The sequence below is a fragment of the Echinicola salinicaeni genome, assembly GCF_014280965.1.
In the GTDB taxonomy this organism is placed as follows: domain Bacteria; phylum Bacteroidota; class Bacteroidia; order Cytophagales; family Cyclobacteriaceae; genus Echinicola; species Echinicola salinicaeni.
In genome coordinates this window covers 529183-544339 of record NZ_JACODZ010000002.1, presented here as the reverse complement: position 1 = coordinate 544339, position 15157 = coordinate 529183, and the positions used below count along the sequence as shown (strand labels likewise).

10 protein-coding genes are annotated in these 15157 nt (G+C 37.9%); 4 read left to right on the top strand and 6 right to left on the bottom strand.

Going from position 1 to position 15157, the window contains the following annotated elements; genetic code table 11:
* Positions 1-72: 72 nt before the first annotated feature.
* Both H7U17_RS05430 and H7U17_RS05425 read left to right on the top strand, forming a co-directional pair.
* Entirely contained in the window at positions 73-669 is a 597-nt protein-coding gene (locus tag H7U17_RS05430; protein ID WP_186755631.1) for an MCP four helix bundle domain-containing protein, read from the top strand.
* 118 nt (positions 670-787) lie between these two features.
* The gene (locus tag H7U17_RS05425; RefSeq protein ID WP_317172690.1) at positions 788-1495 is read left to right on the top strand and encodes a DoxX family protein; all 708 of its coding nucleotides are present in this window, start codon (positions 788-790) and stop codon (positions 1493-1495) included.
* A 349-nt stretch (positions 1496-1844) separates the two neighbouring features.
* On the opposite strand, the gene H7U17_RS05420 is transcribed toward H7U17_RS05425, so the two are convergent.
* Complete coding sequence (locus tag H7U17_RS05420; RefSeq protein WP_186755629.1) at positions 1845-3395, bottom strand: alpha-L-arabinofuranosidase C-terminal domain-containing protein; 1551 nt, start codon at positions 3393-3395, stop codon at positions 1845-1847.
* A 441-nt stretch (positions 3396-3836) separates the two neighbouring features.
* On the opposite strand from H7U17_RS05420, the gene H7U17_RS05415 reads away from it, so the two are divergent.
* On the top strand, positions 3837-5030 hold the full coding sequence (locus H7U17_RS05415; RefSeq protein WP_222439141.1) for a winged helix-turn-helix domain-containing protein: 1194 nt from the start codon (positions 3837-3839) through the stop codon (positions 5028-5030).
* 119 nt (positions 5031-5149) lie between these two features.
* Here H7U17_RS05415 and H7U17_RS05410 read toward each other — a convergent pair whose 3' ends face one another.
* The gene (locus tag H7U17_RS05410) at positions 5150-6055 is read right to left on the bottom strand and encodes a pirin family protein (RefSeq protein ID WP_186755628.1); all 906 of its coding nucleotides are present in this window, start codon (positions 6053-6055) and stop codon (positions 5150-5152) included.
* Positions 6056-6333: 278 nt separating this feature from the next.
* Between H7U17_RS05410 and H7U17_RS05405 the strand changes: the two genes are divergently transcribed.
* Positions 6334-8400 (top strand): glycoside hydrolase family 20 zincin-like fold domain-containing protein, encoded by a 2067-nt coding sequence (locus H7U17_RS05405; RefSeq protein WP_186755627.1) that lies wholly within the window; start codon positions 6334-6336, stop codon positions 8398-8400.
* A gap of 230 nt (positions 8401-8630) precedes the next feature.
* On the opposite strand, the gene H7U17_RS05400 is transcribed toward H7U17_RS05405, so the two are convergent.
* From H7U17_RS05400 to H7U17_RS05385, 4 genes are read right to left on the bottom strand one after another with little or no spacing between them, the layout of a single operon-like run.
* Positions 8631-10235, bottom strand: coding sequence for a hypothetical protein (locus H7U17_RS05400; protein WP_186755626.1), 1605 nt, complete (start codon positions 10233-10235; stop codon positions 8631-8633).
* 48 nt (positions 10236-10283) lie between these two features.
* The gene (locus H7U17_RS05395) at positions 10284-11471 is read right to left on the bottom strand and encodes a DUF4249 domain-containing protein (protein WP_186755625.1); all 1188 of its coding nucleotides are present in this window, start codon (positions 11469-11471) and stop codon (positions 10284-10286) included.
* Between the two features lie 7 nt (positions 11472-11478).
* Positions 11479-14238, bottom strand: a complete 2760-nt coding sequence (locus H7U17_RS05390) for a TonB-dependent receptor (protein ID WP_186755624.1) — start codon at positions 14236-14238, stop codon at positions 11479-11481.
* A complete protein-coding gene (locus H7U17_RS05385; protein ID WP_186755623.1) occupies positions 14235-14975 on the bottom strand; it encodes a hypothetical protein in 741 nt (246 codons plus the stop codon). Before H7U17_RS05385 ends, H7U17_RS05390 begins: the two co-directional genes overlap by 4 nt.
* Positions 14976-15157 lie beyond the last annotated feature (182 nt).

The following is a 15157-nucleotide window of genomic DNA, read 5'->3' as shown; positions in this document are numbered from 1 at the left end:
ACAGGTAAAGAATTGTGTTAGTAAGTAGGCAGGGAACATCGGAATTTATTTGCTCACTGTAAATTAATTAATATGACGATTTTTAATAAAATAAAATGGAGCGCTAGCATCCTTTTGGTCTTTATCATTGTTTTGACAACCAACCTTATCGACAGGGACAATTTTCATAGTATGAGCAATTCTGTAAAAACCATCTATGAAGACCGAATCGTTGCAAGTGACCTTTTATTTGAAATGTCACAATTAATTCACCAAAAAGAAATGGCCATTATCTCATCTGATAGCAGCTTCTTCACTAAACAGTCTTCTTTTGTCAACGAAGAATTGGACAATTATATTCAACAGTATAATATGACCAAATTGACTGAAAAAGAAGCTTTTCTATTTGAGCAACTAAAGGAAGAAATTGCCACACTCAAACAGATCGAGAACAATAGTCACCAAGCTGATCATAATCAATTACTAGAAACCATAGATAGGATAAATCAACGCTTACACGATCTATCCAAAATCCAACTTGAAGAAAGCAGAAGACAAGTATATATTAGTGATAAGGCACAAAACACCATCAACTTCTTTACACAAGGTGAAATCATATTATTGATTTTATTGTCCATCCTTATACAGGTAATTATTTTTTATAAGCCAAAGGAGAGCGCGAAAAACTAAACCAAAGAAATCAACATTTTGGGTTGTTAATATTTACGTTAGTATTGGCAAATAACTTCGCTTTTTTTGAAGTGTATGGATATACTGATAATTAAGGCTAATTTTAGAATTGAACAATTTGAGTAAATTCGACGAACTCTATTTAAAAGTAAAAGGAAATAGATGGTATTGGCTATTCTCTATTTTCTGCCGATTGAGCCTAGCTTATGCCTTTATAGTGGCTGGAATGGTAAAGATCATGGGGGAAAGATTTGCCAGTGGTCTTTCTTCCATTCATCCAATGGGGGCCTATCTCGAAGCTCTGTACCATACTGGTTATTATTATACTTTTATTGGTATCGTTCAATTCATTGCTGCCATTTTACTTTTAATACCCCGTACAGTGACTTTGGGGGCATTATTGTATTTCCCCATTATAGTCAATATTTGGATTCTCTCTTTTGCGGTTCGTTTTGAAGGATCCTTTGTAACGTCCCCCTTAATGGTTCTTGCCAATTTATACCTTCTGGCCTGGAACTATGATAGGCTGAAATACCTATTGCCTATTAAAAATCAAGCTGATAATACCGTTTTTAAAAAGCCAGCAAAATACAGTAATCAATTCCCCTTTGCATTTTTCACAGGAGTGATTGTTACCGTAGGGCTTACCATTGCTTTTGCTCGATTTGGCCATGATGTTATGCCAAGAAACTCTTTGTCTGATTGTAAAGCTCAATTTATCAACAGCGAAAATGAAATTGCTGGGATTAGATTTTGCGAATGCATTCATCTTGAAGGAGGTTCATTGGATGAATGCCTAGAGGAATTTGAAAGATCCAAAAACTAATTTTAAGCAATAGATAGAAGACCGGAGATAGGAAATTAAAATATCTGATTATCCGCTATGATGCCAGTAACCATAAATCCTTTGCTCAATTGGTCGAAAGACTGAAGTCTGAAAACCGAAACAGCTGATACTTTAATCAAAAGAGTTGTTTCGATTCGCTTTTGATCATTACTGGTAAAATTGCGGATATACATATTAAAATATTTAAAGGGATAAAATATACACAGATCGCATATTCCCACAAACCTTAAGGGGGACGTGCAAAATCCACATGGAACCCTTCTATAGCCAGCATTAGGCATGGAAACTCCTAACATTGTAATTTCCATGCCCTCATTATCCCCTTTCTTTAATCCCTTACCTTCAACCTAATGAAATTTATACTGGCAGGCTTCAATTGTAGATTAAGTCCATCCCTAATGTTCTTTTTCATCATCACTTTTTCCTCCTCCACAACTTGTTGATTAAAATCATTAACGGCATCCAAGGAAGGGGCCGAATAAATAATATGCTCTAGCCATTCCATCGCTGCTCCCCCACCCGCAAAGTCCAACTCAAGACCTTGCTCTTCTGACGGATCAAGATTCAGAACGGCCAATACAATTTCCTTTCCATCTTGGGAAATGCTAGCAGTGGCATCTATACTTTGTACTTCACCAAACAAGGACTCCCCTTCTCGTTTAATGGCTAAGTGCTGAGGCAATACATATTGGCGATAGGCCTTCAGTGGTGTGTAAATGGTCTGTAAGAAAGCCCCTTTTTCATTGGTCATGATGGGAGCAAGTACATTCACGGTCTGGGCCCAGGTGGCCAAGCCTATGATGTCCGCATTTTCCATAAAAAGGTTGATGAACTTTCCTACTGCCATAGCATGACCCCAGTGGTAAGTATATTCCATTTGATAATCACCTTTTCCAGCCCCTGAATTGAGGTCCCATATCCCCCATTCATCAACCGCTAATTTTACTGGTTCTTCCCGGGGAGGAAACCTGTACCAAGGAGAAAAGTCCTTTACCACTTGTGGTGTCTCAGCGAGCAATGGTCGCATTTTATCAAAATCATTCTCAAAAGTTTCCACACTTTTGATCAATGTTTGATAGCTGGTATCAGCCGGAATAGCATAAAGGTGAATTGATAGAAAATCGCATACAGGTCCCATTTCTTCCAGCACCCTTTTACTCCAATGCAGGTCATGTGAAGTACCCACTAGGGTCATCTTCAGTGAAGGGTCCTGAAGTTTCATCAATTTAACAAATTGCCAAGCATCTTTTATATAAAAATCCACATCCTGGTGTAGGCCTGCATCGGGTTCAGCATATTCCTCATTTCCGATACCCCAGTATTTGACATTAAAAGGTTCTTCATAACCATGCTCCCTTCGGAGGTTGGCCCAATAGGTGTCTTCGGTCCCATTACAGTATTCCACCCAGTTGGCAGCTTCTTCCGCCGTTGCAGTGGACATATTTACGACCAAAAAAGGTGCTGCACCTATTTCCTTACAATATTCAATAAATTCAGCTGTTCCGAAATGATTGTCATTGACCCCACCCCAAATAAGGTTTGGACGTTTAGGCCTTTGATCTTTGGGACCTATTCCATCCTCCCAGTGATAAGTTTTAATGACTGTACCTCCAGGAAAGCGAAGCAATGGGATGTCGAGCCCCTGCACCTTTTCCAATACATCCATTCTGAAACTCCTAGCATCTGCCAATTCCGAATTTTCCTCATAAATGCCCCCATCTATGCATCTTCCAAGGTATTCGATAAAATGCCCATAGAGCATGGGGGAAATTTCTGTACGCTGTTCTGTGAGGTCGATCGTGATTTTATAGCCTGAAGATTGGGCATTGACCTTCCAGCTGCCCAAGAGGAGCAGGGCTGACCATATATACTTTAGCATTAAAATAAATCGTTAGGGTTAAAGGGTATAAATCTAATTGCAAGCTCAGCTTGCTTCAATCAAGCTTGAAATTAATGCTTTTTCTCTTTCTGAAAGCAATAAAAACTTCAATAATTCTCATTCATAACTTTGGCCAGTAAGTACCTACCAAAATATTTTGATAAGGGTTAATAATGGTTTCAATAAGGTTATCAAATTCCTATATTTAAAACTACAGACAGAAAAACTTCTTAGATATACCTCATCTGACTAAGGACCTTCTTTCTGCCTGAAGGGTCGTATTTTCGAGGAATAAAGTGGTACGATAAAAACCACGATGATATCAAGACGATCTGTCAAAATTCGACAAACAGCTGCGCATAATAATTAGACATAGAAAATTCATCAGTAAAGGCTATATTCCCCTTTTCAAATAAAGAGTAAAGAACAACCAATAGTATTTTGACCATAGAAGAATTACAAGGAATCACTCTAGAAAGCCAGGGTTTACTTCAAAGTTGGCCATTCGGAAAAGGTAAACATGCAGTGTTGAATACCTTGGAACAGCTTGGATATATACAGATAGATACCTTATCCGTCATAGAACGGGCCCATCATCACACACTTTATACAAGAATTCCCGATTATGAAACCAGGCATTTGGATGAACTGGTAAAAGAACGTAAGGTATTTGAATATTGGTTTCATGCTGCCTCCTATCTTCCGATGAGGGATTATCGTTTTACTTTACCTCAAATGTTAGCTGTTAAAGGGGATAAATCACATTACTATAAGGCTGAGCCAAAAGTCATGCAATATGTCATGGATACCATTCGTGCGGAGGGTCCCAAAAAAGCAAGGGACTTTGAAAGCCAAAGTAAAAAAGCAGGAAGTTGGTGGAGTTGGAAACCAACAAAAGTGGCACTCGAAAGGCTATTTATGCAAGGTGACCTGATGATTTGTGAGCGAAATGGAATGCAAAAAACTTTTGACCTTACCGAAAATGTACTTCCCGAAGGCATTGATTTGACCGTACCCAAGCAGATGGAATTCGCTGAATACTTGGTTAAAACCTATTTGCACGCCTATGGCTTTACAAGTGTTAAACAAATCACACACCTTAAGAAAGGGACTATCTTAAGAAATAAGGTCAATGACGTGTTGACATCCATGTTAGAGGATGGATCCATACAAAAAATTGATATTGAAGGCATTCCCCCTGTGTTTATACAAAGCGGTTTACTCGATAAAACCCGGAATCAAAATGAACCGAAAATCCATTTGCTTTCACCTTTTGATAATTCTATTATTCACCGTGATCGGATTAAACAACTTTTTGATTTTGATTTTCGCCTTGAATGCTATGTCCCAAAAGAAAAGAGACAATACGGCTATTTTTGCTTGCCCATCTTATTTGGAGACACCTTTATAGGTAGAGTAGACTGCAAGGCACATAGAAAAGCAAAGCAATTTGAGATCATACACCTGCATATTGAAAACTCCAATATCCCCTTTGAATCATGGTTAGAGCCCCTTGCAGAATCAATAAGACAATTCGCAAGTTTTAACGGCTGTGAATCATTGAAGCTAACAAAAGTAAGTCCTTCAAAATTTACCCCCACCATAAAACGAGTATTAAATGATGGGATTAAATAATTCAGTATAAAGTCAGTGGGAATACTGAGCGGAACACAGCAAAGCAACTAGCCTGCATAGGCTGAAACAACTAATTCCTTAGGGATAACCTTTTCCATTCAGGTTTTGACCAAATCCACTTATCCTTTCTTTCTGAAAACATTTTCTGGAAGTGGAACATATTCCTTATCATCATTGGGGATCTTAGGGAAAGCTGCTAGATTTTGGACTTTCCAGTTTTCTTTGGCCTTTTGCAAAATGCTTTTGTCAGAATTGACAAAATTCCAAAACATAAATCGTTCCTCTTCAAAAGGTTCTCCTCCAAAGAGGTATAAGGTAGTTTCACCATTGGTTTCAAACTCACATAAAGAGGCATTTTTAGCAATTAGCAATTGCCTGTCACCATAATTATTATGCTCAATTTTTACGGTGCCCTCCAAAACATACATACCTACCTCACCAAATAATTGCTCGCCGATATTTATCTTTTGTGGCGTTTTTGTTTTTATCTCAATAAAATAAAGGGGACTGTGTACCGGAACAGGGGACTTTTTATCTTTTATTTCACCAGCAATCAATTTGTAGAAAACACCATCTTCTTCCCAAGTGGGGATATCCTCCTTACTAATATGAAAAAATGAGGGATCCATCTGTTCCAAATGTTTTGGCAAGCCAATCCAGATCTGAAAACCATGAAGGTATTTGTCCCCCCTTCTTAAATACTCCGGTGTTCTTTCTGAGTGCACCATCCCTTTTCCTGCTGTCATCCAATTGACCTCACCAGGTTTAATTTCTATGGCATTTCCAAGACTATCCTGATGAAAAATTGCCCCATCAAATAGATACGTCAAGGTAGAAAGTCCAATATGAGGATGTGGCGGTACATCCAGGTTCTGGTGTTCTTTCAAACAAGCTGGTCCCATATGGTCTATAAAGACAAAAGGACCTACTGCTCTCTTCTGTCTGAATGGAAGAAGTCTTCCAACCATAAAATTACCGATATTGGCCGCTTTTTCTTCTAAAATAAGCCCAACATTAGATTGCATCTTAACAAATTTAAATTCACGAAAGATATTAGCTAAAGTAATATAAGCAAATTTGAATAAGTGATTAATTTAACTATTACCATCCTTCATTATCAAATTCCGTTTTTAAACATTGCATATCACAATAATACGGTAGCTAAAAAACTTTCATTTACTTTTCACAAACTAGAATCATTTTTCAAAACAATACTTTTCACTTAGAGAAAATTTACTAATCATTTTTTCATATTAGTAAAAAGCCTTATTTTTATTCCACTTAACCTTTTTAGTATAACTATATGAAAAAGTCGTATTTAAAGCTTCTGACAATATTAATTGTCACGCTTTATTCTTGCCAAGAAAAGCACCAAACCATCGGTGATTTTAAGCTACTCCCTACCCCACAAGAGTTTGAGATATCGGGGGGCAGTTCCCTAAATAGCAGTGATATTAGCAGCTATTATAGTTTGGGTCAGGAAAAGCTACCAAAATCTTCCTTATCGACATCACTTACAGAAGCTACAACCGAAGCCGATGCCGCTATTGTTTTTAAAATAGATAGCTCCATGGGGCTGGTTTCGGGAGGATATAAAATGAGTATAGACAAAGATCAGGTCAGTATCCAAGCCCAAGACGAAGCTGGTTTACTTTATGCTTTTGAAAGTCTCCAACAACTTTGTATGGACGCTGCAGAACAAGAAGCAAACCTTCCTGAATGTACCATAACCGATTATCCTGAGTTAGCCTATAGGTCGATCCATTTAGATATCAAACACCATAGAGAAACGCTAGAATACTATTATGCACTTATTGACAAGCTAGCGCATTATAAGGTCAACGGTATTATTGTAGAATTTGAAGATAAGTTAAAGTATGAGCAGCAGCCTGTTATTGCCTCATCAGATGCACTTTCTATTGAAGAGTGGAAAAAATTAAGTGATTATGCCAATGAAAGACATATCGAAATCAGCCCACTGATCCAAGGACTGGGACATGCCTCATTTATCCTGAAGCATGATGAATATAAAGACTTAAGAGATGATCCAAAAAGTGATTGGGCATTTAATCCGCTCGATGAAAAAACCTATGATGTGCAGTTTGATCTCTATGAAGATGCCCTAAAAGCAACGCCACATGGTAAATACCTGCATATCGGCGGAGATGAAGTTCATACCAACGGGAGAAACAGTGGAAAATCGGCCTTGGAGCTTCAACTTATCTGGCTTAACAAAGTAACTCAATTTGCAGAAGAACACGATAGGATCCCCATATTTTGGGATGATATGCCGCTCAAAAATGCGGGAGTATATGGTCCTACTCACAATGCAAAGTACAGTAAAGAAGAAACCGATTCCTTATGGGCTGTAAACAGTCCTAAACTGGAGGCCTTTTTGGAACAATTTCCAAAGAACTGTATTTATATGAGGTGGAGCTATATGAATCCTGAATTATATGGCAATAAGAAAGCCATGCAATGGTTTACAGATAATGGACTTCAAGTAATGGGAGCTACTGCTGGCCAGACCCGATGGGTACTTATGCCTCAGAATGAAAGTAATATTGGCCCAATTAGATCCTTTGCGCTATCCTCCATTAAGAACAATCTCGGGAGGTTATTACTGACGCTTTGGGATGATGATTCTCCTCATTTTGAACTGTATAATAGAGGAATTTTGGCATTTGCGGAATATTCTTGGGCAGGAGATAAAACCAGCATTGCCGAAATGAAATCCCTGTATCGAAGAAGGGCTTTTGCCAATGCTTTGGCAGATGAATCCTTTGCCTTTATCGATTCACTGGAAGGGCCAGTGTCATTTTGGAAAAATGCTTTGCTTCAAGGAAACAAGCGTAATTACCTTATGCGGTCCAATAATCCAAAAGAAACTGGAGTGATTGCCTTACCTGATACAGATAATCCAGGAACTTGGACCAAAGCCAATCATGAAAGGTTACAAGAAGCCGAAAAAGCGGTAATAATTACTTCCAAGCTCAAAAACAAAATAGAGACCCTCAAATCAAAGACCTTACGGAATCACTACACCTTGGAGGTGTATGAACAGGTAAATAATCTGGTACATTTTTCTACCAATTCATTAATACTGCTCAGAAATTACGATTTGGCCAAAACCGATGAAGAGCGTGAGGCTGCCAAAAGAGATTTGGTGGCATTAGCGGATGAGTTTAAAAGTATGAGAAACGAATTGGAAACAGTATATGGTAAAACAAGGGTACTCAATAAACCTGATAATTATATTTTGGATCAAGACCATCATGTGCACTTGGCCAACCAGTCCACTAATTTTGACTGGCAGTTCTATGCCGAGATATTGTTTCTGGAAAAACTTTCGGAACATCTAAAACAATAGATCACTCCGAAATTCATTTAAAACAACAGGGCTAGTATATAGAATCCAATACTAGCCCTATTATTTTTTTCTCACTATAAATTGCTTACTCTAAGAGAAAAACATCTATAATAATATATTAACCGCAAGTTGATCTAACTCTTAACCTCAATCCAAACTTATATGTAAAGCAGCTTTATTTCTCCAACATCCTGATTGGTGCTTCCGGCACGGTGTAACCATATTTTCATTTATTCTCTTAACACCTTAAAATCCAATTTAGACCAGCTTTGTTTTCCATCATCTGAGATGCTGCTCACTTTCACTTCATATTCCCCAGGACTTTGGGATGTGATAAAGTTGACTTTCACTTCACCATCTTTATCCATTCTAATATTTTCTTCCCAGAATAGTATCGTCCTAAAATCAGGCAAAGCCCCCCTCTCTTCATCAACGGAAGTATTAAAATGCCAATTTACTGGCTGCTGAATGCTGGGGTACTCAAGGTAAAGGGCACTTTCAGGAATAGGAAAGCCTCCAAAATCGTTGCTATAGGATTTAATATTGATCAATCCTTCAAAAATATTATCCAATAGATAAAATTTTCTATTGACGACCCCAATGCTTTCTATGCTATCTGCACCATGTCTACCGAAAGCATCACTATCAAATACGGGCATGCCATCAATGAGCATCAATGGATTGTCTTTGAACATACGGTCTTCGGGAAAGTTGGTTAACTTAAAATGGTATTTATCATCATTTGTCCTAACCATAACTGTGGGAACATATTCTTTCAATGTAGTGGCCAGATCCTCAAACCTGACATATTCATCCAATACATAAGACTTGTCTACATCAAATTTTGTACTAATGGCCTTTATAGACTGTTGCTCTGGTTTTAAATAATAAGCTGTTGCCGCATGGGATATCACCAAGTCATTCAAAAGACCCAAGTCTTTTTCGTCCAATTGCAAAGCGGGAAATTTCAAGATGTCACCGGAGGGAACTGGAGCAAAGGGCTGCTCTATGCTCATGCCAAATGGTACATTGTCCTGTTCAGTTTGTAAGAGTAAAAAGTCATACTCTTTCAGTGCTCCCAATTCAAAAAACACTTCCCCATTTTTATTGGGTCTGCCTAAAAACAAATTGGATTTTTCCCCATGTGCAGAGAGAAAATAAACCCTAGAGGAATCTATGGCAGTTTCTGATAAAGTACCTTTTATAATATGGCCCTGTATTTCGGGAATTAACTCCTCTTTACTGGAAAATTTGGTTTCTCTAGCAGGAATTATCGCCTTCATATCCCCCAGAAATGGATTCTTTCTACTTATCGAAATGGTCAAGTTTTTTCCTGGAGGAGCTGTTATTGTAAGCTCGGCCATTTCACCCAATGCCAAAACTTCTTTGTGCAGTGAAAATTGGACTGCATTCTTGACTTGTGATGCTTCCCAGGCATTAGAACTTTGTTTTTTGCCGATTGGTGGAATATGAGGATGAATGACCGTAATCAAACTATGATGATAATTCTGTTCATCCTCCATACTACTCGCCAGTCTGGTGTATACCCTAAAGAGATAGTGATCTGAAGGAATTGTCGAAGGTATGCTTAGGTAAGCGGCTGCTTTCCCTTCCTGTAAAGGGATGATGGCACCCGCAACCCTTTTTCCTTGGCGATTTATCAAGTCTGCATATGCCATTTTAGAAAAAGTAGGATTATTCTGCCACCTGATATCCACCAAGAAAGGAATGTCTTCTCCAGCTACCGCTATGCTTTTGCTTTTATGGACATATACAGCTTCCAAAAATTCAGAAGGATCAATAAATTGCCTAGCAGATACAAAGCAAAACTTCATACAGCATAAAAAGAATAAAAAAACAAAAATTCTCATGCTCATCATCGGTTAGTATTCCCAAAAGTCAGGTTTTTCCTTTCTTCCTCTTAGCGTACAATCAGTACATTTAGTACTGGCACCAATATAGCCTAGAATACGTCTGGGGTCATTTTCATCCATAATGGGATTTACAGGCACTCTGTAATTATTATCAAAAGCTTCACTTACAAATTGCATGGGCACTGTATCCGTTGAAAATTCACATCCGGCATAGTAGGGAATATCAACGAACCAGTTGAAAACTTCATCCCGACCAATATAAATTCGTTTTTCCACGGAAGTTCCTACCGTAATGAACCCAATGGCCTTAATATCAGGATTGGAAGCATGATACACATTACTGCCCAAAATAGAGGGTAAAGGGCTGAATATACCACCAATATCATCTGCATTTTTTCTAAGAATTTCATAGAAATTATACGCCTCCTTAGAGATGGCCCTTTGCTGGACCAAAACGGAATAACGCCTACCCAATTTTTCCGAGCCGTTGGGGATTTGTTGGATTTTCTTTTGGTGGATAAGCTGGTTTTCAAATTGACCAGACGATCCGATAATTACATTTTTTGATTTATCAGAAAGGAAACACTCATTAGTCATCTCATTCTGCGTCCTGTACAAAATGGTGTCTTTATTAGCACTTAATTTAACATATTTCAAAAAGCTGATAATGGGCGTATTGAAAATCCAAGTTTCCTCAAAATTCCAAATGAAATATTGGGCTGTTTCATCCCCCTGAGTATTCAGATAAATTTCAACATCGCTATTTTCCTTTTGGATAAATCCCAGCTCATCTATTGGAGGGGTGATTCGAGCCTTGGTCCAATCGCTCAAATAGCTTCCCTTCTCTGGGATATCGATGCTGAGCCTGTAGTCCGCCTCAGGGTTTAATTGGGTCTCTAATAAATAAGTACCTGCAAAATCACTTTGCATAGGGAGCCGAATAATTTCTCCGCTTTGGCTTTGGTATTCTATATATACCGCTGCTGAAGGAATTGGATTAAAGACGGTTTCCTCAGAGGAAACTGGTGAAGTATAGCTCAATTTGATTTCCGAAACACCACCATCTACTTCAATATGACCTTCCACCACAAGGATTTCAAGATCTTCCTGTTCAATTTCAGGATCATAAACCTCTCGGCAGCCCCACCAAATCAAGGGCATCAAACAAATAATATACTTGATACAACTATCTTTCATGCTCCATTCAGAATCTAAAATTATAGGTAATATATGGGATAGGCGCAGCAAAAATGGACAACTGGTAGCCATTTAAAATCCCGTTAAATGGTGTATAATAGACAGAATAAGGATTATTCCGTCCCAAAACATTATATACGCCCAAAGACCAAGAAGCATGGGCCAATTTTTTGATCTTATGGCTTCCTTCTAGATTTAAGGCCAGGTCAATTCGGAAGTAATCAGGTATACGGTAGGCGTTTCTATCCGAATAATAGACTTGTTCTGAACCATTATAATTGAATTTTGCCACAGGAAGAGTAATGGGCCTGCCTGTACTATAATTGGCATTCATGGCGATATTGGCCCGCTTATTGAATTCATAATTGGCTACCAACATGATATCATGCGGTTGGTCGAAATTACTGGGGTACCATTTTCCCTCATTGACCTTTTCGGCAAGTTCGGTGGAAGAGGTCTGCAAAAGGGAACGGGAAAAGGTATAGCTCAGCCAACCACTGAGTCTTCCTTCAGGCTTTTTGATCATCAGTTCGGCACCATAAGCACGCCCCTTCGTATTAAGCACATCTTGTTCAATTTCATTATTGAGCAAGATCTCTGCCCCACTTCTGTAATCCAAAAGATTTTTCATACTCCTATGATAGACTTCTATGGAGGTTTCCAACATTCCTTGATCAAGGTTTTTATAAAAGCCAATAGATACCTGATTACCCTGTTGAGGGCGAATAAAAGGATCACTGAGTTTCCAAGTATCTGTTGGGCTTACGGAAGAAGTATTGGTCAGTAGATGTATATATTGTCTTGTGCTATGGTAACCAGCTTTTACGGAAGTGAAATTATCCAAAATATACCTGGCCGAAAGCCGGACTTCCGGAGCATGATATGTTTCAATTATTTCATTTTTTCCAAATATTTGTTCTCCAATAATGGTAGACTCATTTTTTGCCAGATTAGGGGCATATTCATATAATTCATTAGGTCCCAAAAAATTATATAAGACATACCTGAGCCCATAATTTAGGCTTAGTTCATCGCTGATTTCGAAAAGGTCATTGATAAACAGGGCTGTTTCCGAGGCTGTTTCCCTATTGACCCATTTGGGGATAATAATGGAAGTTGTTCCTACTTTTTGCCTATTACCTGGATTGAGCTGGTAATAGATATTTTCCAAACCAAAATTCAGGTTGTGTTGATCATTATAATCATAATTAAAAAGGGCTTTAATATTGTATTGGGAGATATCAAAATCAAAATCAAATGCATTTAGGCTGTCTTCCCTTCCAGAGATACCAAACCTATAGTGGTCAATCCCAAGAATCACCTCACTTTCCAGTCTTTTATTGAAATAATGAGTCCAGTTGATATTAACATTCCGATTATTATAGTTAAATAAGGTATCGGCATCAAAATTAAAATCATCCTGGCTCCAATAAGAAGACAATTTCAAGATATTTTTGTTGTCTATATGGTGTTTCAAATTAATATTAAAATCATAAAATGAAGCTCCTGCTGCATTTAAATCTGACTTGTCATTAACCAAATCCAATAACCAATTGCTATAAGTGGTTCTCCCACTTACTAAAAAGCTTGAATTTTTTCCTATGGGCCCATCTAAGGTCAGCCTGCTGGTCAAAAGCCCAATTCCACCTTTTCCCTGTAGCTTTTCCATATTACCATACTTGCTCTGAATATCCAGTACAGAGGAAAGTCGTCCTCCCAAATTGGCAGGCATGCCAGCCTTGTGCAATTCAACATTATCCACCATATCCGCATTGAAAGAAGAAAAGAAGCCAAAGAAATGTGAAGGATTATAAATGGTACTGTGATTGAGCAAAATGAGGTTTTGATCAGCAGCTCCTCCCCTTACATTGAAACCTACACTTGACTCTCCCACCGTTTTCACCCCAGGTAAGGTCAAAATACTTTTGATAACATCCACTTCCCCCATTGTAGAAGGGAGCTTTTTCATTGATTCCACAGACATCACCTCCACACCCATTTCTGATCGGTTGATATTAGAAAGTCTGTCGGAACTTACAATTACCTCATCTAAGGAAACAATACTTTCATCGATTTGCAGATGAAGATTCCCATTTCCCAAAAGTTCAATTTGCCTTTGTTCCTGGAACTGCCCCAAGTGCTGAATAAACAGGGTATGGTGGCCTCTGGGCAGTAAAATACTAAAATGTCCATTTTTATCGGTGACTGACTTGGTATAGTTGTTCTTTTCATAAATAACGGCTCCATTGACAGGTTCACCGGATTTTAATCCATAAACGGTTCCCTTCAATAAGGCCAATTCGTCATTTTCCACGAAATTCTCCTCACCTATCCGCCATAATTTATTTTTGATATAGGCCCTATCCAAGTAGCTTTCGTCATTTTGGATTTGATTTTCATCCTGAAGGCTTTTTTTTTCGAAAAAATCCTTTGAAACTTCCGTATAAAACACCTTTGAGCGGTGTATAAACACTCTTTTTTGCTTGTCTATAGTATAATGGAGACCTGTATTTTCAAAAATAAGATCCAAGATATCCTTGAGTTCATTTTCATTGGCACTGATGTTCACTTTAATATCAGCTATATCCTCGTTTTTGAAGAAAAACTGATAATGGTTTTCCTTTTCTATGGCATTGACAAAACGGCTAAAGCTTATCCCAGGGAACAAACCAGAAATCTTCTCCTCATCTGTTTCTTGAGCATAAACCTCCCTAGCAGCAATGGAGCAGCACATGGAAAAACAAAAAATTAACAGTTTGATTCTCATTGCTTAGTTTTAGGTTCATGGGACAAGTAATCCTCGACAATGGCTACCAAGCTTTCCGCTGTTTGCTTATTATATTTTATCTGCATTTTCTTCAGGGTTTTATTAATCTGTTTTTTAGGAATCCCCAGTGTCTTTGCCAAATCTCTTTTTTTGTTGATACGAAAGAAGTCCCCATTGGACTGGATAAAAAAATGCTTCATGTGAATAAAATAGAAATTCTTGGTTTCATCGCTGCTCAATTCTTTCTTTAATTCATCTACCTTTAGGTGTTTGGCCAATACGGATATATCTCCCTCCAAAAGCACTTCATAATATCCATTTTGATCAAAATAATAGTCCTTATTTTCAGAAGTCTTGATAAAATGTCTACCGTCAGCTAGGGTAAAAGAATTTACCTTTTGGGAATTTATGATTATACGCTGAAAATTATTAGGGTGAAAAGTAACCAATTGGTCCTTTTGTATATCATAATTTAATAGGATATCGTCAAAGGAAATTCCATTAATGGTAATACAACTTTCTTTAAACTCTGAGGATGCCAAAAATGCAGTTCCCTCTATATGGAAAGCCTTGCTAATATCATATTGCCCTCCCGAAAACACCTCCTGTGGATAGGGAATCACCTTTTTATAGGCAGCTATTAATTCTTGGGGTATAGTATCATTATGCTGAGAATAAACGGACCGGGATAATGTCAAACAAAACAATAAAAAGGCGAAAAGGTAAAAACGTTTCATAAGTAAACCGAGATACTAAATAATAGAAAGCAAAATAAAAATGAATCTATTAATAAAAAAGATGAATTATATATATGGTTGGTAATTTTTCAGTTTACGGGGCAGTTAAAAGAGTGTAGTGGATAGTCTCTTCAAATTATAAAAAATTCACTTGGCCAGATTGATATAGACGGTAAATATCA